The organism is Micromonospora coriariae (assembly GCF_900091455.1).
In the GTDB taxonomy this organism is placed as follows: Bacteria; Actinomycetota; Actinomycetes; order Mycobacteriales; family Micromonosporaceae; genus Micromonospora; species Micromonospora coriariae.
On record NZ_LT607412.1, the window covers coordinates 6,520,438 to 6,543,989 of the forward strand.

The following is a 23,552-nucleotide window of genomic DNA, read 5'->3' on the forward strand; positions in this document are numbered from 1 at the left end:
CCGACGGCGCGGGCGGAAAGAGTGCCGGGCATGAGATGGGCCCGTCGAGCCGTACCCGCCGTCGCCGCCGCCGTCGCCGCGCTCGCCGCGCGGGACCTGATCCAGCGCGACCACGCGCTGCTGCGCAACTTCCCGGTGCTCGGGCGCGCCCGATATCTGCTGGAGGCGGTCGGGCCGGAGCTTCGGCAGTACATCGTGGCCGGCAACAACGAGGAGCGGCCGTTCACCCGGGACCAGCGCCGCTGGGTGTACGCGTCGGCGAAGCAGCAGAACAACTACTTCGGCTTCGGCACGGACAACGACATCGAGTACACCCCCGGCTATCCGATCATCAAGCACCGTACCTTCGGCCGGGCCGTGCCGCCGTCGACGCCGACCGCCGGGCACGACGTGCGACTGCCCTGCGCCAAGGTGCTCGGTGCGGCCCGGGGTCGGGCCCGCGCGTTCCGACCGGAGTCGGTGGTCAACGTCTCTGGGATGAGCTTCGGCTCGCTCTCCGGCAACGCCGTCGCGGCCCTGAACAGGGGTGCCGCGCTCGCCGGCTGCCTGCAGAACACCGGCGAGGGTGGCCTGTCGCCGTACCACCGCAACGGTGGTGAGCTGGTCTTCCAGCTCGGTACGGCGTACTTCGGCTGCCGCGACGAGCACGGCCGGTTCAGCCTGGACCGGCTGAAGGACCTGGTCGCCAGGGCGCCGGTGAAGGCGCTGGAGATCAAGCTGAGCCAGGGCGCCAAACCCAGCCTCGGCGGGTTGCTGCCCGGCGCGAAGGTGTCCGCCGAGATCGCAACCATCCGGGGCATCCCGGCCGGTCAGGACTGCGTCAGCCCCTCTCGGCACGCCGAGTTCTCCGACTGCGACAGCCTGCTCGACTGGGTGGAGCTGCTGGCCGCCGAGACCGGCCTGCCGGTCGGCATCAAGTCGGCGGTCGGCGATCTGGGCTTCTGGCAGGAGCTGGCCACCCTGATGCGGGACACCGGCCGGGGTGTCGACTTCGTGACGATCGACGGCGGCGAGGGCGGCACCGGCGCCGCGCCGCTGATCTTCACGGACTCGGTGTCGCTCCCGTTCCAGCAGGGCTTCTCCCGGGTGTACAAGGTCTTCGCCCAGCACGACCTGCACGAACAGGTGGTCTTCGTGGGCGGCGGCAAACTCGGCCTGCCGGACAACGCCATCGTGGCCTTCGCGCTCGGCTGCGACCTGGTAAACGTCGGTCGGGAGGCGATGCTGTCTGTAGGCTGCATCCAGGCGCAGAAGTGCCACACCGACACCTGCCCCACCGGCGTGGCGACCCAGAACGCCTGGCTGGCCCGGGGACTGGACCCGACGGTGAAGTCGGTGCGCGCGGCCAACTACCTGCGGACGCTGCGCCGCGACCTGGTGAAGGTCGCCGAGGCGTGCGGCGTGGAGCACCCCGGCCTGATCGGCACCGACGCGGTGGAGATCCTGGACGGCCGCACCGGCTCCACTGCCCTGCACGAGGTGTACGGCTACCGGCCGGAGTGGGGCCTGCCCTCGCCGGCCGACCGGGCGGAGATCGTCCGGCTGATGGCACCCGAGGCGCCGCAGGGCGGCAGTGCGACGCCCTCCCCCACCGCCGTCGGCTGACCGGCGCTCGCCGATAACCCGTGGAGCCGGACGCCGGGGCCCCGTATCGTGGCGCGGTGCTGATCAGACGCGAGACGCCCGCCGATGTCGACGCCATCCGCGCGGTGCACGCCGCCGCGTTCACCGCGCCGGACGGTGGCGTACCGGTCGAGGCGACGCTTGTCGACGCGTTGCGCGCCGACGAGGGCTGGCTGCCCGCGTACTCAGTGGTGGCGACCGCCCCGGACGGGCAGGTGGTGGGGCACGTGGTGGCCACCCGCGCCCGGGTGGCCGGCCAACCGGTCGCGCTCGGCATCGGGCCGCTCGGCGTGCTTCCCGACTGGCAGCGACGCGGGGTCGGCTCGGCGCTGATGCACGCGGTGCTCGGCGCGGCCGACGCCCGGGACGAGCCGCTTGTGGTGCTGCTCGGCCACCCCGACTACTACCCGCGATTCGGGTTCCGACCGGCCGTCGAGCTGGGCGTCACTCCGCCGCAGCCGTGGGGCCCGCAGTACTTCCAGGCCCGCCCGTTGAGCGCCTGGCGGGAGTCGATCCGGGGCGAGTTCCGGTACGCCGCCCCGTTCGACGAGCTGTGACGCCACCGCGGATCCGGCGGCGCCGGGCCACCGACCTCGACGGATGCGTGGCGGCGCTCGCCCTCGTCCACCGGGCCGACCGGTACCCGCTGAACTGGCCCGCCGACCCACACCAGTGGCTACGCGAGCCCCGTCCGGCGCGCGCGTGGGTCGCCGTGGACGCCGACTCGGCGATCGTCGGGCACGTGGCGGTGCACCGGCTGCCCGACCCGCCGGACGGGTCGCTCGCCCGGCCGACCGCCGAGGTGGCTCGCCTCTTCGTGGTGCCGGCCGCCCGCGGAACCGGGCTCGGCGGTGCCCTGCTGAACCGGGCCCGGCGGTGGGCGAGCGAGCGCGGGATCGACCTGGTGCTCGAGGTGGCAGGCAGCGACACCGCGGCCGCCGCGCTCTACGAGCGCACCGGGTGGCGGTGCACCGGCACCAGCACGGCGCAGTGGACCGCCCCCGACGGTGGCGCGGTGTCGCTGCACCGGTACACCCTGCGCACCGATGCCGCACCGGGGTACTAGACACCGCCTGGGCGCGTTCCCCCAGCTCACTGCAGTGATCGCGGACGCCATGCGAACATATGTACGTGTCGCCCGGCGCCAGCATCCTGCACGCCGACCTGGACGCCTTCTACGCGTCGGTCGAGCAGCGCGACGACCCGCGCCTACGGGGGCGGCCGGTGATCGTCGGCGGCGGCGTGGTGCTGGCGGCCAGCTACGAGGCGAAGGCGCGGGGCGTACGCAGCGCGATGGGTGGTCAGCAGGCGCGCCGGCTCTGCCCGGACGCGATCGTCGTACCGCCCCGGATGTCGGCGTACACGGCCGCCAGCCGGGCGGTGTTCGAGATCTTCCGGCAGACCACGCCGCTGGTCGAGGGGCTCTCCATCGACGAGGCGTTCCTGGACGTGAGCGGTCTGCGCCGGCTGGCCGGGTCGCCGGCCGACATCGCCGCGCGGCTGCGCCGGGAGGTCCGGGATCGTGTCCACCTGCCGATCACCGTGGGCGTGGCCCGGACGAAGTTCCTGGCGAAGGTGGCCAGCGGGGTGGCGAAGCCGGACGGGTTGCTGGTCGTCGCGCCCGACGCCGAGCTGGCGTTCCTGCACCCGCTGCCGGTGGAGCGGCTCTGGGGCGTCGGCCCGATCACCGCCGCGAAGCTGCGGGAACGGCGGATCCGCACCGTCGGCGAGGTGTCCCGCCTCGGCGAGGCGGCCCTGGTGTCACTGCTCGGCGCCGGCGCCGGTCGACACCTGCACGCCCTGGCGCACAACCACGACCCCCGTGCCGTGCAGGTCGGCCGCCGGCGCGGCTCAATGGGCGCGCAGCACGCGCTGAGCCGTACGCCACACGCGCCGGCGGAACTGGACGCCGTCCTGGCCGGCCTGGTCGACCGGGTCACCCGACGGATGCGGGCGGCCGGCCGGTCCGGGCGCACGGTGATGCTGCGGCTCCGCTTCGGCGACTACACCCGGGCCACCCGCTCACACACCGTCCGCAAGGCGACCGCGGACACCACGCCGCTGCTCGCCGCCGCGCGGGCGCTGCTGCGGGCCGCCCTGCCCGAGATCGACAGGCGGGGCGTCACGCTGATCGGCGTCTCGGTCGGCAACCTGGACGACAACCCGGTCCAGCCGGAGCTGCCGTTCCACCACGATCCGGGCGTCGAGCTGGACGCCGCGGTGGACGCGGTCCGCGACCGGTTCGGATCGGCGGCACTCACCCGCGCGGCGCTGCTCGGCCGGGACCCGGGCTTCGAGATGCCGCTGCTGCCGGACTGACCGCACCCGGTGGCCGCGGGCGGACATCACACGCGCTGGAGGGTTTAGCGACGGCCACAGCGGTCAACGTAGTAAAGATCAGCCTTACCAGGGGGGACCACCATGTCCGACGACACCAGCAACCGTCCGAGCCGGCGCGAGCAGCGTCCCGACGATGTGACCGACCCGCTGCTCTGGCAGCTCGCGATCGACGTGCTCAGCGCACATGAGCCGGACGAGGACGGCGCCTGCCGCAACCTGCTCTGCGCCGGCCAGCCGTGGCCGTGCGCAGCCCGCAGCTCCGCTGAACAGTCGCTGCGGCTGGCCCGTGGCGCGGCCGGCACACCGTCCACAGTCGCCGTTGAGCGGGGCGAGGACGTGACCACACCCGCCGACCGGTCCGCTGAGGGCGTTCCGGCCGCGCGCCGGACCTGGTCGGCCCGCCCCGAGGCTGCCGCGTCGGCCGCCTGACGCCCCACCCTTCTCGACACGCCCGCGGGCGCCCGACCGGAGTCCCCGGTCGGGCGCCCGCGCGTCGTGTGTCAGAGGGCGAGCCGCTGACCCGGGAAGATCAGGCCCGGGTCGGCGCCGACCACCTGACGGTTGCGCTCGTACAGTGCCTGCCAGCCGCCGGTGACCTGATGAGCCTGGGCGATCTCCGACAGGGTGTCGCCCGACTTGACCAGGTACGTCCTGCCGTCCGTGGACGGCGCGGTGCGCTCGTGGTGGCGGGTCGCCGGCTGCTCGCCGCGCGACGACCGCTCCCGGGGCTTGGGCGTCGAGTCGGACTTCTTCGTCGAGGACTTCGCCGCGGAGCCGCCCGACGAGCCGCCCTTTCTGCCGCAGGTCGGCCAGGCCCCGATGCCCTGCCCGTCGAGCACCTTCTCGGCGATCGCGATCTGCTCGCCGCGGCTGGCCAGGTCGGCGCGGGCGGCGTACTTCTTGCCGCCGTAACCGGCCCAGGTGCTCTGCGAGAACTGCAACCCGCCGTAGTAGCCGTTGCCGGTGTTGATGTGCCAGTTGCCGCTGGACTCGCACTTGGCGATCGCGTCCCAGTTGACAGCGGCCTGAGCCGGGGCGGCCGGGCCGAAGAGGGCGACGGCGCCGGTGACCGCGCCGACGGCCAGGGTGCCGACGGCAAGGCGGCGGGTGGTGACCCGTCGGTGACGGGGCGTGTGTGCAGATGACATGTGAGCTTCCTCCACGCCGGCGAGGTGAGCTGTCGGGTTCGGGCCGAGGAGCCCGGCCGCGCGGTGGCGGCTTCACCCCGAGGTGACGTGCACCGAGGAACGTTGGGTCCCCCGCTCCTGCCCGGGTGACTGGGTTCCGACGACCGGGGGCAGGATTAGGCGTTGCCGGTCGCGGTGTCCGCATTGGCGAACCCGACCGACGTTAGGCACGGCCGGTGACGGTCGCCCACCCCCTGTGAACTTCTTCACCGGGGCACACGGGGCGGCCCGCGCAGCGGTTGCGGATGTCGCGTGACTGTGCGGTGACCACGATGGACCGTTACCGATCAGGTCGGTCACAACAGCCGCCGGGGGGCGCGGCACGGCGGATCCGGGCGGCCGTCATCTGCCACGCCTGCGCCTCGTCGACCAGGCAGCCGGCGAGCAGCTCGCGGCCCCGGGCGAGGACCGCGAGGGCGTCGGGGTGGCCCGGCAGCCACTGCTCGGCGTCTCCGACGGTCAACTCGGCCCGCCGGCCGGGCAGCGGCTTCGCCCCGGGTGGCAGGCCGCCGAGCCGGTCGAGGTGCCCGGCGGAGAGGATCTGGTACCACATGGCGTCGGGGATGAGCACGTCGGCGAGCATCTCCACCCCGGGCCGCCGGGTCACCGTCTCTTCGTCGCTCGGGAGCCGCTGCGACCACTGTGGCGTGCTCACCCGACGGCTGTCCGGCGCGGCGTCCACTCCGGCCCAGACCAGCGATCCGCTGTGCGCGCGCAGCTTGTCGCGCAGCCGGTGCATCGGCCCGGCCAGGTCGGCAGGGTCGTCGCGCGGCCGCGCGACGGAGAACGCCGCCGCCGGTAACACATCGTGGTAGCCGCCGACGGTCGCGGCCACCAGCCGGTTGGTGAGGTCGCCGGCGAGCAGGGTCACCGTGATGGCGGTGGGCAGGGTGGACAATACGGCGGCAGTGGCCGGGCCGGCCGCCTCGGCGGTAAGGGGAACCTGCACGCCGAGCACGACAGCGCTCAGCTCGTCCGCGCGTCCTCGCTCGGCGTGCAACCAGTCGAGCGCCACGTTCAGCAGGGGCGGGGGCAGTTGGCACGGGGCGTCGCCGAACGGCGCGCCGAGTGGCCCGCGCAGGTAGGCCCGGGCGGACACGCCGAACTCCTCGATGTCGTGGCTCGGGCCGCGCCGGGCCACCGAGACCAGAGCGTCGCGCACACCGGCATCGCGCAGTTGCCGGACCAGCAGCTCCGGTATGGCGAGGACATGCTCGGCGGGGAGCGGGCCGAGGTCGATCACGAGGAGCTGCGCGCCGGGCAGGATGATCGGTGACGAGACGACGGCCAGGCCCACCCGCTCCCCGCCGGCTCCCGTCGCTTCGAGTCGGAGCAGAGCCTGCCGGAGCGCGGCCACCGCGACGGGCACAGCGACGTCGTCCGAGCGGACTTCGATCGTCAGGCTGTGCTGCTCGCGCAGAGTTTCATCGATATCAAGCACTACGACGACGGCCATGTGTCCCCCAATAGTGGCGCATCCGCACGCTGCGACAGCCCATTCCTAAACTCTGCTTCGCACGTGGACCGGAGTGGAGAATGGGATATTTGCTTTTGTCTATTGACAGCGGAAGGGGCTCGTCGGGAGCATATTGCCGGCGCCATTTTCTGGAAGCCCCACCAGGTGCGGAGCGCTCCAAACTGGCCAATCTGTCTCATTAGCGCGAATGCGCGCAGCATGAAATAGCGCGGCCCGGACTCCAGATGTAACAAAATCGAAGCGGTCAGCGCTATTCGCGAATGCCAATGACTATCGCCGCACTTTTCCCCACCCTTCGGTAACGGCCGATGCCCGCAATCGCCGTAAGGGGTGCCGGCTGCCTCGGTGATGTCACCCGCAGCCGGGCAGCGGCCCGCCGGTCCGGTGCGACGGGGGTGCGCGTCGTGGCCGGCTCGGGCGGTCCGGGGGGCGGGCAGGGGCAGTGCGTTCAGCCGAGCTGGTAGCGGCCCGCAGCGTGCGGGTGTCGGGCACACGTAGTCCACAAAGAGACGCCGGATGCGCGTGCTCCGCCGACCTCGACGCGTCGTGGACGTTGTCCGTCCGCTCCTCGGACAGCGCCGTGATCTGGTTCAGCGGCGTCGGGTGGGCTCGGCGTAGCCATCGGAGCAGTGAAGCTTCTGGATACCCGATCGACGCTGCGCGATCCAGAAAGCGACGCCGCCCACCCGACGTCAGGGTCAGTCCTCCTCCGGCTACAGGGTGCGGGCCAGCCGGTCAGCGAGCGCCCGGGTGAACCGTGCCGGGTCGGCCAACTCGCCACCCTCGGCGAGCACCGCCAGCCCGTACAGCAGCTCGGCCGTCTCGGTCAGGGCTTCGGAGCCCCCGCTCTGCTCGTGGGCCTTGCGCAGCCCGGCAACCAGCGGGTGACCGGGATTGATCTCCAGGATCCGCTTCGCCGACGGAACCTCGTGCCCCATCGCCCGGTACATCTTCTCCAGCGTCGGGGTGAGATCGTGCGCGTCGCCGACGACGCAGGCCGGTGAGGTGGTCAGCCGCGACGACAGGCGGACCTCCCGGACGCTGTCCGCAAGGGTGGTGCCGAGCCAGTCGAGTAGCGCGGCGAACTCCTGTCGCTGCTGCTCGCGCTCGGCCTCGGCCTGCTGCTTCTCGTCGTCGGTGTCCAGGTCGACCTCGCCCTTGGCGATGGACCGCAGCGGACGGCCGTCGTACTGGCCGACCCGCTCGACCCACACCTCGTCGACCGGGTCGGTGAGCAGCAGCACCTCGTGGCCCTTGGCCCGGAACGCCTCCAGGTGCGGGGAGTTCTCGATGGTGGCCCGGGAGTCGCCGGTGGCGTACCAGATGTCGCTCTGGCCGTCCTTCATCCGTGCCACGTAGCCGGCCAGGTCGGTGGGCTCGGCCGGGTCGTGGGTGGAGCCCACCGACAGGATCTCCAGCAGGGTGTCGCGGTTGTCGGTGTCGTCGATCAACCCCTCCTTGACCACCGCGCCGAACTCGGTCCAGAAGGTGCGGTAGCGCTCGGGGTGGTTGGCCTTGAGGCCCCGGACCGTGGCGAGGATCTTGCGGACCAGCCGACGGCGGACGATCTGGATCTGCCGGTCCTGTTGGAGGATCTCCCGGGAGATGTTCAGCGACAGGTCGTGCGCGTCGACCACGCCCTTGACGAAGCGCAGGTAGGTGGGGACCAGCGCCTCGCAGTCGTCCATGATGAACACACGCTTGACGTAGAGCTGGACGCCCCGGCGGCCCTGCGGGGCGAACATGTCCAGCGGGGCGTGGCTGGGCAGGAACAGCAGCGCCTCGTACTCGAAGGTGCCTTCGCCCTTCATGTGCACGACCTCGAGCGGGTCGGCCCAGTCGTGGCTGACGTGCTTGTAGAACTCGTGGTACTCGGTGGCGTCGACCTCGTCGCGGGGCCGCGCCCAGAGCGCCTTCATCGAGTTGAGCGTCTGCACCTCGCTGGTGGGTGCCGCGCCGTCGGCGCCCGGGCGCTCGACGCGCATCCGGATGGGCCACGCGATGAAGTCGGAGTATCGCTTGACGATCTCCCGGATGGTCCACTCGGCGGTGTAGTCGTGCAGGTTGTCCTCGGTGTCGGCCGGCTTGAGGTGCAGGGTCACCGCGGTGCCCTGTGGTGCCTCTTCGACGGTCTCGATCGAGTACGTGCCCTCGCCGGCGGACTCCCAACGGGTGCCGCCGGTCTCGCCGGCCTTTCGGGTCAGCAGGGTGACCCGGTCGGCGACCATGAACGCGGCGTAGAAGCCGACGCCGAACTGGCCGATCAGGTCCTGCGAGGCACGGGCGTCGGCGGACTCGCGCAGCTGGCGCAGCAGCTCGGCGGTGCCCGACTTGGCGATCGTGCCGATCAGCCCGACGACCTCGTCGCGGGTCATCCCGATGCCGTTGTCCCGCACGGTCAGGGTGCGGGCGTCCCGGTCGACCTCGATGGCGACGTGCAGGTCGTCGGTGTCGGCGACGAGGTCCTTGTCGACAAGCGTCGCCAGCCGCAGCTTGTCCAGCGCGTCGGACGCGTTCGAGATGAGTTCCCGCAGGAAGACGTCCTTGTTCGAATAGATCGAGTGGACGACCAACTGGAGGAGCTGACGCGCCTCGGCCTGGAACTCCAACGTCTCGGCCTGGTTGCTCACACCGTCTCCCTTCTCGGCTCGTGCGGAGGTTCGCGGAAAGGATACGAGCCGTCACCGGTGGGGTCGTGCCCGCGTCCCGGTCGTATTCCCGATCCGGTGGCGCCGCTTCGTGAGTTAGCTGACTTTGCCTGCCAGAAGTCAGCTAGGTAACGTCGGGGCCGGCAAGAACCGACCGAGCCCGACCACCCACCGTTCCGCCCGAGCAGCGGCGCGCGACCCCTGGAGCACCCCATGAAGATCGCTGGAAGCACCGCCCTCGTCACCGGCGCCAACCGGGGCTTCGGCCGGCACCTGGCATCCGAACTCCTCTCCCGGGGCGCGACGGTGTACGCCGGCGCCCGCAACCCGGACAGCGTCGACCTGCCCGGCGTGACGCCGGTCCGGCTGAACATCACCGACCCCGCCTCGGTGGCCGCCGCCGCCGCGCTGGCCGGAGACGTCAACCTGCTGATCAACAACGCCGGCATCGACACCGGAACGAACCTGCTCGACGGCGACCTCGACCTGGTCCGGCTGGAACTGGAGACCCACTACCTCGGCACCCTGTCGATGGTCCGGGCGTTCGCTCCGATCATCGCGGGCAACGGCGGCGGGACGGTCCTCAACGTGCTCTCCGCGCTGTCCTGGGTGACCTTCCCGAGCGTCGGGGCGTACGGCGCCGCGAAGGCGGCCGAGTGGTCGATGACCAACGCGCTGCGCGTCCAGCTCGCCGAGCGGGGGGTTCGGGTCGCCGGCCTGCACGTCGGTTACATGGACACCGACATGACCGCCGCGGTCACCGCGCCGAAGTCGGAGCCGGCGGCGATCGCGCGGATCGGAGTGGACGGCATCGAGGCCGACGCGTACGAGATCGTGACCGACGAGACCAGCCGGCAGGTCCAGGCCGGGCTTGCCGGCGGCGTGGCCGCGCTCTACCCGCAGCTGCCCTGAGCTGCGACACCACGGCCGTGGACGGGCCGCCGCCGGGTCCCCGGCGGCGGCCCGTCCTCGGTACGCGGTCAGCTCCGTCCGCGTACCCGCCTCAGCTACCGGTCAGCAACCGCCACAGCTGTAGAAGAGGATGTCCCAGTGACTGCCCTCCTTGGTGTAGAGGTTGCCGGAGGGGGCCCGGTACTGGTAGCCGAAGCCGGCGATGTAGCCGACGTAGGTGTAGTTCGCGGAGATGTAGTTCTGGATGCAGGTGCTCAGCGCGATGTCGAGCTTGTAGCCATTCCAGTGGCTGTACGTCCCGCCGGCATGCCCGACCTCGGTACCGGCGGTGATGGTCACCGCGCAGCCGCTGGCCCGCTTGAAGGTGATGATCCCGCTGATCGTCGCCTGCCGGACACCGTCGAACGAGGTGCAGGTGGCGACGTTGCGGTTGCTGCAGTTGCCGCTGGAGGTCCAGGAGACGTTGGCGGCGCGCAGCTGCGAGGTGGCGCTGGAGTGGCTGATGGCGAAGGCCGGGGCGGCGAGACCGAGCGCGGCGCCGACCGTGGCGACTGTGGCCACCAGCAGTGTGAGCACGCGGCGGCGCAGGGTGGATCGGGTGGAAGACATGGCACTCCCGTTCGCGTCAGGGGTGGAATTTTTGCGAACCAGGGGCCGGCCTTGAAGGATTTCTACCAGAGATAGACGGGCATGACTAGATGCCGGGTGGAGGCGGTCGCCCGGCTCCACCCGGCGACCCACGTCAGCTCGCCTGCAGCGTCACGTCGTCGATCACGAAGCTGGTCTGCAACGAGGAGTCCTCGGTACCGGTGAACCTCAGCGTCACCGTCTGCCCGGCGTACGCGGCGACGTTGAAGGTGCGCTGGGCGTAGCCGGCGGCGGCGTTGAGGTTCGAGTACGTCGCCAGCGCGGCCGAGCCCACCTGCACCGTGAGCCTGTCGTACGCCGTCGAGGCGGTGGTCTCGGCGGTGTCGATGTGCAGCCAGAACGACAGCGTGTAGCTGGCGCAGCCGGCCGGCACGGTCACCGACTGGGACAGGGTGTCGGTGTGGGTGCTGCCGTACCCGTCGAGCCACGCCTTGTACGACCCGGTCCGCGCCGGCTGACCGCTGGAGCTGGTGATCACGCCGGAGGACGCCGTCCACGGCGTGCTGCCGCTCTCGAAGCCACCGTTGCCGATCACCTGGCCGCCGGCGCAGCCTCCGGCGCCGGTCACCGTGAGCGTGAGGCTGGCGCTGCGGGTGACCGAGCCGGTGCCGGTGACCGTGATGGTGAAGGTGCCGGTCGCCGCGCCGGCCGACGCGGTCAGGGTCATCGTGGCCGAGCCCCCCGAGGTCACCGAGGACGGGCTGAACGAGACGCTCACCCCGGTGGGCGCGCCGGAGGCGGAGAGGCTGACCGACTGCGCCGAGCCGGCGGTGGTGGCGGTGACGACCGTGGCGGTGGTGCTGGCACCCCGCGCGACCGAGCGCGCGGTGGGGTTGACGGCCACGGAGAAGTCGTTTGTCGGGGTGCCGCCGCCCACGGCGAGCTGCCACAGCGCGTACGCGACGCCGTCCGCGGCCCGGTTCAGCACTGTGGCGCTGACGTTGGCGGTGGTGTCGCAGGCCCGGTGGTAGCAGGTGTCGTAGGCGGAGTTGGCGGTGCCGCCCCACTTGGCCGCCTGGGCGCTGGTCTTGCGGGCGCTGGCGCCCGCGGCGTAGCCGGAGGTGGGGATGCCGGCCTGCTGGAAGTAGTAGTCGTCGGAGCGGCCCTGACCCTCGACGTTCTCCTCGGGTTGCAGGCCCAACGAGTCCCAGTACGCCTTCAGCGGCGCCGCAGTGGTGGAGGTGACCCGGTTGATGAAGTAGCCACCGTTGGTCGAGCCGACCATGTCGAAGTTGTAGTACCCCTTGATGTAGCCGCGCTGGGTGGCGTTGAGCGAGTTGACGTAGAAGCGGGAGCCGTTGAGCCCCTGCTCCTCGTCGGTCCACCAGGCGAACCGGACCCGCTTGGTCATGGTCGGGCTCTGCGCCGCCAGGACCAGCGCGTTCTCCAGCAGGGTCGCCGAACCGGTGGCGTTGTCGTTGATGCCCGGGCCGGCCGAGACTCCGTCGAGGTGGGCGCCGAACATGACCACCTGGTCGGCCGGACCGCCGGGCCACTCCGCGATCAGGTTGTTCGAGGGGTACGTGCAGCTTGAGCAGTACTGCTCGCTGACCGTGTAGCCGGCCGCCTGGAGCCTGGTCTTGACGTAGGTGAGCGAGGCGGTGTAGCCGGCCGAGCCGGCCCGTCGGTTGCCGCCGTTGCTGCTGGCGATGGAGTTGAACTGGGTCAGGTGCGCCTGGACGTTGCTGACGGAGATGTCCGGCGCCGCCAGGACGGCGGCGGGTGCGGCGATCGGCCGGGCCACTGCCGTTCCGGCGATGGGTGACGCGGTCACCGGCTGGGCGGCCAGCGTCACCGTCATCCCGGTGAACACGGCGAGCGCGATGCCCGCGCTCAGCGTTCTGCCTCTCATGGGGGCTCCTCGGGGGTTGGAGAGATAACCGAGACACTTACAGATATCAATGTCTGGGGCATCGGTCGTTCGTCCGGAACGCCCACCGGTTCGGTGGCCGCCGCCTCGCTGCCCAGCGAGTCGCTCACACCGGCACGACGGGGGCGCAAGGGTACGTTTCGCCGTCGCCGCCCCGTACGCCGAGCGCACCGCGACCCGGGCGGGCGGCATCGGCGGGTGCCGGCGTCGGCACAGGTGAGTGAAGGTGCCAGGATGGGTAGGTAACGCCAGCAGGGGTCGTCGGGCCCGGAACGGGGGCTTGCGATGGAGCCGGGTCGAGCGTGAGACGACCCAGCACGGACCTGTTCACCGACGGCGGTGACACCGGGCGGTTGATGGCGGAACTCGACTGGACCGCCACCCCGCTCGGCCCGGTGACCGGCTGGCCGCAGAGCCTGCGGGCAGCGGTGCGGATGGTGCTCAGCTCCCGCTACCCCATGCTGCTGCTGTGGGGTGACAACTTCTCCCAGCTCTACAACGACGCCTACTCCGCGCTGATCGGCGACAAGCACCCGGCCGCGCTCGGCGCTGACGTGCGGGTGACCCTCGCCGAGGGCTGGGACGTGCTCGCCCCGCTGATCCAGCAGGCCATGGCGACCGGGGTGGCCAGCTGGGTGCCCGCCCTGCAACTGCTGCTGGAGCGGGCCGGCTACCGCGAGGAGGCGTACTTCAGCGTCTCGCACGCCCCGGCCCGCGATGACGAGGGCCGCACCGTCGGCGTACTGACCGTGTGCAGCGAGGTCACCCAGCAGGTGGTCGGCGAACGGCGGCTACGACTGCTGCGTGATCTGGCCGTACGCGGCGACGGGCGCACCGTCGACGTGGACGCCACCGGCGCCCGGTTGATCGACGCCATCGACGTCCACCCGCTGGACGTGCCGTTCGCCGCGATCTACCTGCGCGACGGCACGGTGCTGCGCCGGGTCGCCTGGGCCGGCGGCGACCCGGGTGACGCCACCGTGGCGGGGGCGCTGCCGGAGGCCACCGAACTGACCGACCCGAGCAGGGCCGCCCGCGCCTGGGGTCTGCCGGCCGCCGCCGAGGGCCGACCCACCGAGGTGACCGGCGTCGCCGATTGGCTGCCACTGCCGGCCGGCCCGTGGAAGGACCCTGTCGACACCGCGCTGGCGCTGCCGCTGCCCTCGGCCGCCGCGGACCAGCCGCTCGGCGTCCTGCTGGTCGGGGTCAGCCCCAGCCGGGGGCTGGACGAGGCGTACCGCTCCTTCTACCACCTACTGGCCCAGCAGGTCTCGGTGGCGCTGCGCAACGCGCGGGCGTACGAGGAGGAGCGGCGCCGGGCCGAGGCGCTGGCCGAACTGGACCGGGTGAAGACCGGCTTCTTCACCAACGTCAGCCACGAGTTCCGCACCCCCCTCACCCTCATGCTCGGTCCGTTGGCCGACGCGCTCACCGACGCCACCGCGCCACTGGCACCGGTGCAGCGGGAGCGGGTGGAGACCGCTTGGCGCAACGCCACCCGCCTGCTGACCCTGGTCAACAGCCTGCTCACCTTCTCCAGCCTGGAGGCGGGACAGGCCCGCAGCGATGCGCACGTGGTCGATCTCGCCGCCCTCACCGCCGAGCTGGCCGGCGTCTTCCGGGCCGCCATCGAGCGGGCCGGTCTGACCCTGGAGGTCGACTGCCCGCCGCTGCCCCGGCCGGTCACGGTGGACCCGGTCAACTGGGAACGCATCGTCACAAACCTGCTGTCCAACGCCCTGAAGTACACGTTCATCGGCCGGATCCGGGTCAGCCTGGAGGCCGACGAGGAGGAGGTGCGGCTCACCATCACGGACACCGGCATCGGCATCGCCGAGCAGGAGCTGCCGAAGCTCTTCGAACGCTTCCACCGGGTGCAGGGCGCCCTCTCGCGCAGTCACGAGGGCACCGGCATCGGCCTGGCCCTGGTGCACGAGCTGGCCCGCCTCGAGGGTGGCGAGGTCCGGGTGAGCAGCCGGGTCGGCGCCGGCAGCACCTTCACCGTGGCGCTGCCGTGGTCGGCGGCGCGCCGCGTGGCGACCGGAGCACCGCCCGACGGGCGGGGCGACGCGGCCCGTGCCGCCGTCCAGGAGGCGGTGACCTGGCTGGCCGACCCGGGCGGTGGCGTCGCGGAGCCCGGTCCGGCGTCCGGTTCCGCAGGGGACGAGCTGACCGGGGCGCGGATCCTGGTGGCCGACGACAACAGCGACATGCGGGCGTACCTGAGCCGGCTGCTCACCGGGCAGGGCTGGCGGGTGCGGACCGTCACCGACGGCCGGCAGGCCCTCGACGCGGTCCACCGCGATCCACCGGACCTGCTCCTCACCGACGTGATGATGCCGGTGCTGGACGGCTTCGAGCTGGTCCGCCGGCTCCGCGCGGACCCGGCGGCCCGGGCGTTGCCGGTGCTGGTGCTCTCCGCCCGCGCCGGTGGGGACGCCAGCGTGGCGGGCCTGAGCCTGGGCGCCGACGACTACCTGGTGAAGCCGTTCGCCGCAGCCGAGCTGATCGCGCGGATCCGCGCCGTCATCCGCCGGTCCCGCGCCAGCGCGGCACCCCGGTCCGACGCGGCGCAGGCCTGGTCCGACGACATCCCACCGGCATTCGACGCCACCCCGGCGGCGGCGCGACCGGCCATGGCCACCACCGTCGCGCCGGCTCCGACGGCCGTGGAGCCGACCTCGCCCGGCCCCGCCACGGCCAGCGACGGACCGGCCGGCGATGCCGTCGACGTCGGATGGACGTACCCCTCCGCGCCCACGTCGGCGGCGGCGATGCGTCGCGACGTCCGGCTGGCGCTGAGCGGCCTGCACGTCGATCCGGACGTGCGGGAGGACCTGCTGCTCGCCGCGTCCGAGGCGGTGAACAACGCCGTCGAGCACGCCCAGCGACCCAGCCGTCCGGAGGTGCGGGTCCGGCTCCAGGCTGGCGGTGGCCTGGTCCGGATCTCGGTGCGCGACTTCGGCACCTGGCGGGACCGCCGGCCGGCGATGGACCGGGGACGGGGTGCGCTGCTGATGAACGCCTACGGCGACGTGCGGCTGGTCTCCACCAGCGAGGGGACGACGGTGACCATCGAGGGTCGGCTGGCCTGAGCCGGCCTTGCGCGCGACGACCAGCGCGTCACAGCCGATGGTTGCCGGCGTCGCGGGCGACGATGCCGTCCAGCCGATCGCCCGGCGCCAGTTCGGCGGGGTCGAACCAGAAGATCACCACCTGCTTGTCGGCGCTCCACCGGGTCAGCCGGGCAGTGACCTGCCGGCCGTCCACCGTGCCGGTGATCCGCTGCGCCGGTCCGACGAAGTAGCCGAACGTGGGCACCGGCGCGGCCGCTCCCCCGCTGTCGTAGCCGATCTGGTGGAACCCGGGGCTGCGGTCCGCCCCCTCGACGTCGTTGACCAGCAGATCCGTGGTCAGTGTGCCGTCCGGGGCGCGGCGTCCGGCGGCCAACCCGATCTTCACCCGGGGCTGGCCGGGCACCGACACCTGAACGACGTAGTACACCCGCTGGTCGCCACCGTGCCGAATCCCGCTGTCGACGACCTGGCCCAGTGGCGAGGGCGGCGGCTCCCCACGGCCCACAGTGGTCGCCGGCGTGGGTCCGGGGCCACCCGGCGGCGTCGGAGAGACGCCGACCGGCGGCGTGGGGGCGACCGCGACCTGCGGCGGCCGCTCGACCGTACGCGGATCGCCCGGTAGCGCGCCGACCACCACCGCGACGACGGCGGCGACCAGCGCGGCCGCCAGCGTCGTCGCCCCGGCTCCGGCGACCCGGCGGCGAATCCGCAACCGCCGCCCGTCACGCATGACGGCCGCCAGGTCGAGGGTGGCCTCGGGACGCTCGGTGGCCCGCATGGCGTGGCGGAGCCGGTCCAGCTCGCTCATCGGCACGCCTCCTGACTGTCGAACGCGCTCGGTCCGGCCGCGCGCAGCTTCTCCAGCGCCCGAGAACTGGTGCTCTTGACCGTGCCCACCGAGATGGCGAGTTCCCGGGCCACCTGCGCCTCCGGGAGATCGAAGTAGTAGCGCAGCACGACGATGGCGCGCTCGCGTGGGCTGAGCGCGCCGAGGATCGCGGTCAACCAGCGCCGGGTGGCCACCTCGTCGGCCACGTCGGCCCGCCGTTGTTCCGGGACCTCCTCGGTCGGATACTCCCGGATCGGGCGCCGCCACCCGTCCACCAGATGGTTGACCAGGATGCGGCGGGCGTAGCCGTACGCGTCGTCGTCGCGGATCCGGGACCAGGACGCGTAGGTGCGGGCCAGGGCGGTCTGCGCGGCATCCTCGGCCTGGTGATGATCCCCGGTCAGCAGGAACGCGGCGTGCACCAGCCGCGCGGACGCCGCCCGCGCGAACTCGACGAACTCCTCGTCACCCCGCGCCACGCCGAACCCTCCCCCGTGCCACACCGTTACGGACGGGCGAGGACCACGAAAGGTTGAGTCTTCTTGAGATCAACTTTTCGGCGGCGTCACCCGTCTCCTCCCCTGCGGCGCCGCAGACCGGCGCGCGAGGGGAGAGAGATGTCGACGAAGGCTACCCGTCGAGGCCAGGCCGCCTCTGCGGCCTTGGTGCTGGTGGTGGCACTGCTCACCGGCTGCGGCCTGCCGGCGGCCGGGCAACCCGCCACCGGCCCGCCCACGACCGGGCCGGAACGCGTTGGGCAACCCCCGGCGGGGCGGGCCACGACCGGCCGACCGGCGGGAGCCGCCGGGAGCACCGATGTCACGCCCTCCCCGGCCGCCGCGATCAGCTATCCCGCGACCGGCGGCAACCGCTGGTCGACGGCCCCCGCAGAGACGGCCTCCGGGCACGGCGACAGCGGGCGGCTGCTGCGGTACCGGGTCTCCGTGGAGCGCGACATCCGCGGCCTGCCGGTGGCCGACGTCGCCGCGGCGATCTCCGCGACACTCAACGACCCGCGCGGGTGGACGGGCGGCGGCACCTGGCGGCTACGCAGGGTGGGCGCCGGCACGCCGGCCGACTTCACCATCTACCTGGCGACCCCCGGCACCCGTGACGAACTGTGCCAGGACGTTCCGGACGGCTACACCTCGTGCCGCAATGGCCAGCGGGTGGTGCTGAACGTGGCCCGCTGGGTCGAGGCGGTGCCGGGATACGGCGCCGGCCTGGCCACGTACCGGCAGTACATGGTCAACCACGAGGTCGGGCACCGGCTCGGCCTGGGTCACGAGCGGTGCCCGGGGCGGGGTCGGCCGGCACCGGTGATGCAGCAGCAGACGCTGGGCCTGCACGGGTGCGTCGCGAACGCCTGGCCGTACCCGGACGGGGTTCGCTACCGCGGGCCGATCGGGGCGTACCACGACGAGATCCCGCCGCGCGAGGGCGCTCGGCCGGCTCGCTGAGGCCGGCGGCCGGGCGCCGCGCGTCAGGACCGGTGACGGCGTTCCTGTTCGAGCCGCTCGTCCAGCCGGCCCAGCTCGTAGATGGCGTTGAGGTTGGTGGGAAGTCGGCTGACATTGTCCGGCGCAGGGCCGGGATCGGGCGCAGGAGTCGGTGCCGGCGCCGGGGCGGGGGCACCGGCGGCGCCGGCCGCGCGGGCCGCGCGGGCCGCCCGGCGAGGACGCAGGAGCAGCAGCGCCAGCACCGCGAGGGCACCCGCGACCAGCAGGTAGTACGCCGGCAGCACCGGCCAGCCGCCCCGGTCCGGGGCGGCGAGCGTCGGCGGGGCGACCGGGTCGCCACCGTTCGGCAGCGGCACGGCCGCCTCACGCTGGCCCCGACCGCCGGCCGTGCGGTCGGGCGCTGCGGGCGCGGCCGGCTGCCGGAGACCGGTCGACGATCCGGTGAGCGTGGGGGTCGATGCCGGCACCATCGGGGCAGGCGTCACCGGTGCGGGCGTCACCGGGGCCGACGGCCCGGCGGACGCCGGCGGAGTCTGGCTCGGGTTCGGGTTCGGGCTCGGGTTCGGGTTCGGGGAACCACTCGGGGTGCTGCCGCCACCGAGCAGATCGTCGACGATCTGGCCGACGCCGCCGAGCAGGCCACCGACCGGGCCCGGGGGGCCGAGGGCGACGGCGCGGGCGACAGTGCGAGGGTCAGCACGAGTGCGACGACGGCAGGCATGAGACCACCTCGGATGGGTCGATGTGCCAGGCACGCTACCCCAGCGCGCGACACCTGGGCGACCCGGCTACGCGAGGCGGGCACGCGTGTCGCGCGTACCCGCCTCGGGTGTCCGAAGTGATCAGACGGGCAGACCACCGACCTGGGTGGACATCCAGGACCGGATGGACGGCAGATCGACGTAGATGGACGGGCCGGTGGCGCAGGTGGAGTTGTTGTTGCCGGCCCGACTGGTCGCGCCGATCAGGTTCCACACCCCGTTGACCCGGCGCACCTGGGGACCACCGGAGTCGCCGTAGCAGGCTCCGGAGGTGCCGTTCGTGTTGTTGGTGCAGATCTCGTAGGGGCCGTTGATGCCCGAGCACCGGCTGTCGGCCACGATGGACGTGTCCAGCTCGTTGGCCACCGTGGGGGCCGAGCCGCAGCCCGGCCGGGGGCAGGTCTGGCCCCAACCGATGATCCGGGTGGCGGTGCCGACCGCGCCGGAGGTCGTCGGGATAGGGGCCGGGGCGTAGCTGACCGAGCTGGCCAGCTGCAGCAGCTTGACGTCGACGCTCGGGTGGTTGACCGCGCGGGTCACCCGGACGACTGTCCCGCCGCTGGTGCGGTTGACGCTGCCCACCCGGACCGAGGACGGCGTCGAGCAGTGCTTGGCGGTGACCGCCCAGTTGGCCTTGATCAGCGTGCCGGTGCAGCCGGAGACGTACACCATGAACGGGTAGTTCTCGGAGGCCGGCCGGCCGCCGACCACCGTCGGTCCGATGTCCCCGGCGCCGTCCCAGGTGTACGTCGCGCCGGTGACCGGCGCGGCGAGTGTGCCGGCGAACAGCGAGTTCACCCGGGACGCCTCGGCCGAGCTGGGGTTCGCGTTGCGGCAGGAGACCGGGGCACTGCTGCCGGACATCAGGTCGGAGCAGAGGCCGGTGCGCCGGTCCGGCAGACCCAGGATGTGGCCCAGCTCGTGGGCGGCGATCCGGTTGCGGTCGTAGCCCTGGTTGACTGCCGTGCGGCCCATCCAGATCCGGCCCGAGCCGAGCCCGGTCGGTTGCGCCCGGGGCCAGCCGTCGTCGACGTAGATGGTGATGCTGGCCGGGGTGCCGGGTTGCAGCCGGACGGTGCTGACCCGGCTGTTCCAGATCTGCGCGGCCTGGTCGAAGTTGGTGCGGAACTCGCCGGTCCGGCTCGCGTCGTAGTAGACGGTCCGTACGGCGGCGGCCGGAGCCCCGGTGGCGAGCTGCACCCCGGCCGCCGCCAGCACGGCCACCAGTACGGCCTGCGCCGCACGCAGCACTTGTCGTCGGAACATCACGCACTCCCCTGCGGTCGTCCGGCGACCCTCGGCCACCGGTCATCGAAATACGTCAATGTTAAGACGACGATGGTCGATGTCCGGCATAGCGGAAGAGTCATAGCGGTGAGGTCGACGGGTGTTGACCGGCCGTTACGCCGCGGTGCGGCCTCCGCATGGCCGTGCGGAGGCCGCACCGCGGGCATTGCCCGGGTCAGTCGCTACCAGTTGCCCAGCACCAGGCGGCCGGCGACGTTGCCGAGGTTGAACGGCCCGCTGTCATACCAGACACGGGCAGACGAGTTGCCGTTGCGCCAGACGTAGTAGGAGAACGTTCCGCCCGGCTGCTGGTACGCCATGACGATGTCGTCCTTGCCGTCACCGTCCACGTCACCAGAGGCCATCCGGTCACCGACGACGCTCAGCCGGAAGGCTCCCGAGTCGTAGTCGCTGGTGCGGTTGAAGGAATCACCGTCGGACAACCAGCGGTAGATCCGCATGGTGCCGTCACCCTGGTCGTACGCCAAAGCCGGCTCGGCCTTGCGATCACCGTTGAAATCACCGAGCACGAGGCGGCCGCCGGCCCTGCTCAGGCTGAACGGCCCACTGTCGTACCAGACACGGGCAGACGAGTTGCCGTTGCGCCAGACGTAGTAGGAGAACGTGCCATCCGGCTGCTGGTACGCCATGACGATGTCGTCCTTGCCGTCACCGTCCACGTCACCGGAAGCCATCCGGTCACCGACGACGCTCAGCCGGAAGGCTCCCGAGTCGTAGTCGCTGGTGCGGTTGAAGGAATCACCGTCGGACAACCAGCGGTAGATCCGCATGGTGCCGTCACCCTGGTCGTACGCCAAAGCCGGCTCGGCTTTGCGATCACCGTTGAAGTCACCGAGCACGAGACGGCCGGCAACGTTGCCGAGGTTGAACGGCCCACTGTCGTACCAGACACGGGCAGCGGAACTGCCGTTGCGCCAGACGTAGTAGGAGAACGTGCCGCCCGGCTGCTGGTACGCCATGACGATGTCGTCCTTGCCGTCACCGTCCACGTCACCGGAGGCCATCCGGCCACCGACGGCACTGAGCCGGAAGGCCCCGGAGTCGTAGTCGGTGGTGCGGTTGAACGAATCACCGTCGGACAACCAGCGGTACATCCGCATCGTGCCGTCACCCTGGTCGTACGCGACGGTCGGGGCGGCACGCCCGGTCGGCTTCGGCGGTGCCGGCGGCGTGGAGGGTTTCGCGATCTTCGTGTATCGCCGCGCGACATAGCTGGTAGCCCGGTGGCTGTCGATGTTCCCGGCGTCGATCGCCGCCGTTTTGATCCTCACCGGCGTCGAACCGAAGGTGTAGTAGGTGAAGTGCCGACGGTCGGTCTTCCAGCTCTTGAAGAGGACGACGTGCCTCGCGGCGAGGTTGAGGATGTCGCCGGGCTGCAGGTCCGCCTTGTTGATCTCGGTGGAGAACTTGTCCAGCGTGTGCGTGCTGGGGTCGGCGTTCAGATGCCAGGCCATGTCCACGAGGCCCGAGCAGTCACGCCGGTATTTGCGGGTGTGAGTGGGATCCCAGGAGAACGCTTTCTTGCTGTACGGGCCGGGCTGATGGTCCACCCAACCCTGGGCACGCTGCAGGACCTCGGCTCGCGTGATCGTCCCACCGATCGCGGAGGCCAACGTCGACATCTGGCCACCGTCGGAGCCCTGGGGCGCCGCGGGATCCTCGGTCTCGTCGACCGGATCGTCGTCGGGCAGCTCGTCGCCCGGGTCGTTCAGCTGGCAACCGTCGAGCTGGGCCGCGATCTCGGCCGGAACCGTCTCGTCGCAGACCCCACCCGAACCGACGTTGAGCGGCTTCCACTGCTGTGCCACATCCTCGTAGCGGAACAGCACGAACGACGCGTCGTACTCACCTTCCGCCGGCACGACAGCGGTGGCCCAGGGCAGGGCACAGCTCACGCTCTCCAGCAGAGCGGGATTCCCGGCCGCCTCGTCGGTGAGCGGATCGGCCCGCAGGCCCGCCAGCAGGGTGTCCGGCGCCGGACAGGCCGGAGCCGCCGCGGCGGCCTGCGCCGGGACCCCTCCCGGAACAGCAAGAACACCAGTCATCAGCAGTACTGTCGCGAGCTTTCGCCCGCCTGATTCACGCACAGTCTTCCTCCCCGTTCGTCATTGATGGATGTCCGCACCATGGATGATCGAGGGCGACTCAGGGTCGTCGAGCGCTCGACGCACGTGTCGCCCCGGACGCATCCGGAGCGCGCCTCCCGACGTTGGCCAAGCGCCGGGCGTCCGAAGTGGAGATTACGGCGGGAGGGGGGCGTCGTCTGTCCCGCGATCCGGCGGCCAGACCCGTGAAGTTGCGGGCATGAATTAGGGTGGTCGGCCGCCCCGCACCGGCACGGAAGACGTCGATTCGTTGTCGGGGGTGGGCCGGAGCACCTGCTACCCACACCGGATCGTTGGCCGGCGCGCGCACGCCGGGATGCTCGAGGCCGCCGAGACGGCACACGATCAGGGACTGGGCCTCGTACCCGCAGTCGGAAGCCCGACTTCGCGCCCGAGTCCAACGACAACAGGCCGATCTGGTGGGGGCAGCCCGCTGCTGGACCGTGGTCGGGGCTGTTACCCAGCGGTTACGCCGCAGCGAAGTGCCTGTGCCGAGGCGGGACGACGGTGGCGGCAGAGGGTCACCGGCAACGCCGCCGCGGCGTGGCCCCGAGCATCAGACGGAGGCACCACGATGAGGATCAGGAGCGCACTGACGGCGCTGGCGGTCGTGCTCGTCGGGCTGGTCGCCGGCGCGGGCAACGGCGCCGCGGCGGGAACCACCACGGCGACGACCATGGCGCCGTACTGCGGTATCACCTGGGGCAGCGCCGAGAAGTCGGCCGGCGCGCTGAGCACCGCCCCGCTGGTCGACGTGCGGACCGGACGGCACGACTGCTACGACCGGGTGGTGTTCGAGTTCGCCGGGTCGGTCAACGGGTACGCGATCGCCTACGGCGAGACGTGGACCGAGGGCGAGGGGTTGGCGCTGTCGCCGTACACCGCCGGAGGCGCGCTGCTGCGGGTCTCGCTGCGGGCCCCCGCGTACGACGACTCCCGCCTGGGCACCGTGCCGTACCGGGTCGGTGAGCACGCCGCGAACCTGCTGCGGTACCCGACGCTGCGCGACGTCGTCTTCGGCGGCAGCTTCGAGGGCTACACGACCTTCGCCGTCGGCGTGCGGGCCCGGCTGCCGTTCCGCACGTTCGTACTAGCCGGCCCCGGCGGGCACAGCCGGATCGTCCTCGACGTAGCCCACCAGTGGCAGCAGTGACCGACACGGTCTCCTCGGGGGGAAATGGCCGGCTGCGCCCATCGTCGGTCACGCTCGGCAGGACGTTGAGGCACCCGCAGGGCTAGATCCTGGTGACCTTTTCGGTGCAACCGAAGAGGTCACCAGGAGAGGACGGCATGGTCGGCACTGCTCA

General features: G+C 71.9%; 19 protein-coding genes, 1 pseudogene and 1 riboswitch. Of the genes and pseudogenes, 9 read left to right on the top strand and 11 right to left on the bottom strand.

Features of this window, described 5'->3' with window-relative positions:
- Positions 1-30: 30 nt before the first annotated feature.
- From GA0070607_RS30450 to GA0070607_RS30470, 5 genes are all read left to right on the top strand, one after another.
- Positions 31-1,605 (top strand): FMN-binding glutamate synthase family protein, encoded by a 1,575-nt coding sequence (locus GA0070607_RS30450; RefSeq protein ID WP_089021282.1) that lies wholly within the window; start codon positions 31-33, stop codon positions 1,603-1,605.
- A gap of 56 nt (positions 1,606-1,661) precedes the next feature.
- The gene (locus GA0070607_RS30455; RefSeq protein WP_089022202.1) at positions 1,662-2,180 is read left to right on the top strand and encodes a GNAT family N-acetyltransferase; all 519 of its coding nucleotides are present in this window, start codon (positions 1,662-1,664) and stop codon (positions 2,178-2,180) included.
- On the top strand, positions 2,177-2,689 hold the full coding sequence (locus GA0070607_RS30460; RefSeq protein ID WP_089021283.1) for a GNAT family N-acetyltransferase: 513 nt from the start codon (positions 2,177-2,179) through the stop codon (positions 2,687-2,689). The genes GA0070607_RS30455 and GA0070607_RS30460 overlap by 4 nt, the downstream gene beginning before the upstream one ends.
- Positions 2,690-2,754: 65 nt before the next feature.
- On the top strand, positions 2,755-3,942 hold the full coding sequence (gene dinB, locus GA0070607_RS30465) for a DNA polymerase IV (RefSeq protein WP_089022203.1): 1,188 nt from the start codon (positions 2,755-2,757) through the stop codon (positions 3,940-3,942).
- 102 nt (positions 3,943-4,044) lie between these two features.
- The gene (locus tag GA0070607_RS30470; protein WP_089021284.1) at positions 4,045-4,392 is read left to right on the top strand and encodes a hypothetical protein; all 348 of its coding nucleotides are present in this window, start codon (positions 4,045-4,047) and stop codon (positions 4,390-4,392) included.
- A 71-nt stretch (positions 4,393-4,463) separates the two neighbouring features.
- Here the strand turns inward: GA0070607_RS30470 and GA0070607_RS30475 are convergent, their stop codons facing one another.
- The 3 genes from GA0070607_RS30475 to htpG form a co-directional block, all read right to left on the bottom strand.
- On the bottom strand, positions 4,464-5,111 hold the full coding sequence (locus tag GA0070607_RS30475; protein ID WP_089021285.1) for a LysM peptidoglycan-binding domain-containing protein: 648 nt from the start codon (positions 5,109-5,111) through the stop codon (positions 4,464-4,466).
- Positions 5,112-5,283, bottom strand: a riboswitch (cyclic di-AMP (ydaO/yuaA leader). It abuts the gene before it with no gap.
- A 147-nt stretch (positions 5,284-5,430) separates the two neighbouring features.
- Positions 5,431-6,606: a hypothetical protein gene (locus GA0070607_RS30480; protein ID WP_089021286.1), complete on the bottom strand. Its 1,176-nt coding sequence runs from the start codon at positions 6,604-6,606 to the stop codon at positions 5,431-5,433.
- A 734-nt stretch (positions 6,607-7,340) separates the two neighbouring features.
- Complete coding sequence (gene htpG / locus GA0070607_RS30485; protein ID WP_089021287.1) at positions 7,341-9,257, bottom strand: molecular chaperone HtpG; 1,917 nt, start codon at positions 9,255-9,257, stop codon at positions 7,341-7,343.
- 231 nt (positions 9,258-9,488) lie between these two features.
- Between htpG and GA0070607_RS30490 the strand changes: the two genes are divergently transcribed.
- Positions 9,489-10,187: an SDR family oxidoreductase gene (locus GA0070607_RS30490; protein WP_089021288.1), complete on the top strand. Its 699-nt coding sequence runs from the start codon at positions 9,489-9,491 to the stop codon at positions 10,185-10,187.
- A gap of 102 nt (positions 10,188-10,289) precedes the next feature.
- On the opposite strand, the gene GA0070607_RS30495 is transcribed toward GA0070607_RS30490, so the two are convergent.
- The gene (locus tag GA0070607_RS30495; RefSeq protein ID WP_089021289.1) at positions 10,290-10,796 is read right to left on the bottom strand and encodes a hypothetical protein; all 507 of its coding nucleotides are present in this window, start codon (positions 10,794-10,796) and stop codon (positions 10,290-10,292) included.
- 133 nt (positions 10,797-10,929) lie between these two features.
- Positions 10,930-12,687 (bottom strand): M28 family peptidase, encoded by a 1,758-nt coding sequence (locus tag GA0070607_RS30500; protein ID WP_089021290.1) that lies wholly within the window; start codon positions 12,685-12,687, stop codon positions 10,930-10,932.
- A gap of 320 nt (positions 12,688-13,007) precedes the next feature.
- Here GA0070607_RS30500 and GA0070607_RS30505 point away from each other — a divergent pair, with 320 nt between their 5' ends.
- Positions 13,008-15,800, top strand: coding sequence for an ATP-binding protein (locus GA0070607_RS30505; RefSeq protein ID WP_089021291.1), 2,793 nt, complete (start codon positions 13,008-13,010; stop codon positions 15,798-15,800).
- A 28-nt stretch (positions 15,801-15,828) separates the two neighbouring features.
- On the opposite strand, the gene GA0070607_RS30510 is transcribed toward GA0070607_RS30505, so the two are convergent.
- Together GA0070607_RS30510 and GA0070607_RS30515 are read right to left on the bottom strand one after the other, a co-directional pair.
- A complete protein-coding gene (locus GA0070607_RS30510) occupies positions 15,829-16,590 on the bottom strand; it encodes a hypothetical protein (protein ID WP_089021292.1) in 762 nt (253 codons plus the stop codon).
- The gene (locus tag GA0070607_RS30515) at positions 16,587-17,090 is read right to left on the bottom strand and encodes a SigE family RNA polymerase sigma factor (RefSeq protein ID WP_089021293.1); all 504 of its coding nucleotides are present in this window, start codon (positions 17,088-17,090) and stop codon (positions 16,587-16,589) included. The genes GA0070607_RS30510 and GA0070607_RS30515 overlap by 4 nt, the downstream gene beginning before the upstream one ends.
- A 138-nt stretch (positions 17,091-17,228) precedes the next feature.
- Here GA0070607_RS30515 and GA0070607_RS30520 point away from each other — a divergent pair, with 138 nt between their 5' ends.
- On the top strand, positions 17,229-18,071 hold the full coding sequence (locus GA0070607_RS30520; protein WP_089021294.1) for a DUF3152 domain-containing protein: 843 nt from the start codon (positions 17,229-17,231) through the stop codon (positions 18,069-18,071).
- A gap of 23 nt (positions 18,072-18,094) precedes the next feature.
- Here GA0070607_RS30520 and GA0070607_RS30525 read toward each other — a convergent pair whose 3' ends face one another.
- From GA0070607_RS30525 to GA0070607_RS30535, 4 genes and pseudogenes are all read right to left on the bottom strand, one after another.
- Positions 18,095-18,541, bottom strand: a complete 447-nt coding sequence (locus tag GA0070607_RS30525; RefSeq protein ID WP_089021295.1) for a hypothetical protein — start codon at positions 18,539-18,541, stop codon at positions 18,095-18,097.
- Between the two features lie 372 nt (positions 18,542-18,913).
- Entirely contained in the window at positions 18,914-19,630 is a 717-nt protein-coding gene (locus GA0070607_RS34225) for a S1 family peptidase (RefSeq protein ID WP_408630929.1), read from the bottom strand.
- Positions 19,625-20,032 (bottom strand): annotated as a pseudogene (locus GA0070607_RS34230) (snapalysin family zinc-dependent metalloprotease); the annotation flags it as partial. The gene GA0070607_RS34225 and the pseudogene GA0070607_RS34230, both read right to left, overlap by 6 nt.
- Positions 20,033-20,301: 269 nt before the next feature.
- Positions 20,302-22,185: an FG-GAP-like repeat-containing protein gene (locus GA0070607_RS30535; RefSeq protein WP_089021297.1), complete on the bottom strand. Its 1,884-nt coding sequence runs from the start codon at positions 22,183-22,185 to the stop codon at positions 20,302-20,304.
- Positions 22,186-22,819: 634 nt separating this feature from the next.
- Here GA0070607_RS30535 and GA0070607_RS30540 point away from each other — a divergent pair.
- The gene (locus GA0070607_RS30540; protein ID WP_089021298.1) at positions 22,820-23,398 is read left to right on the top strand and encodes an AMIN-like domain-containing (lipo)protein; all 579 of its coding nucleotides are present in this window, start codon (positions 22,820-22,822) and stop codon (positions 23,396-23,398) included.
- Positions 23,399-23,552 lie beyond the last annotated feature (154 nt).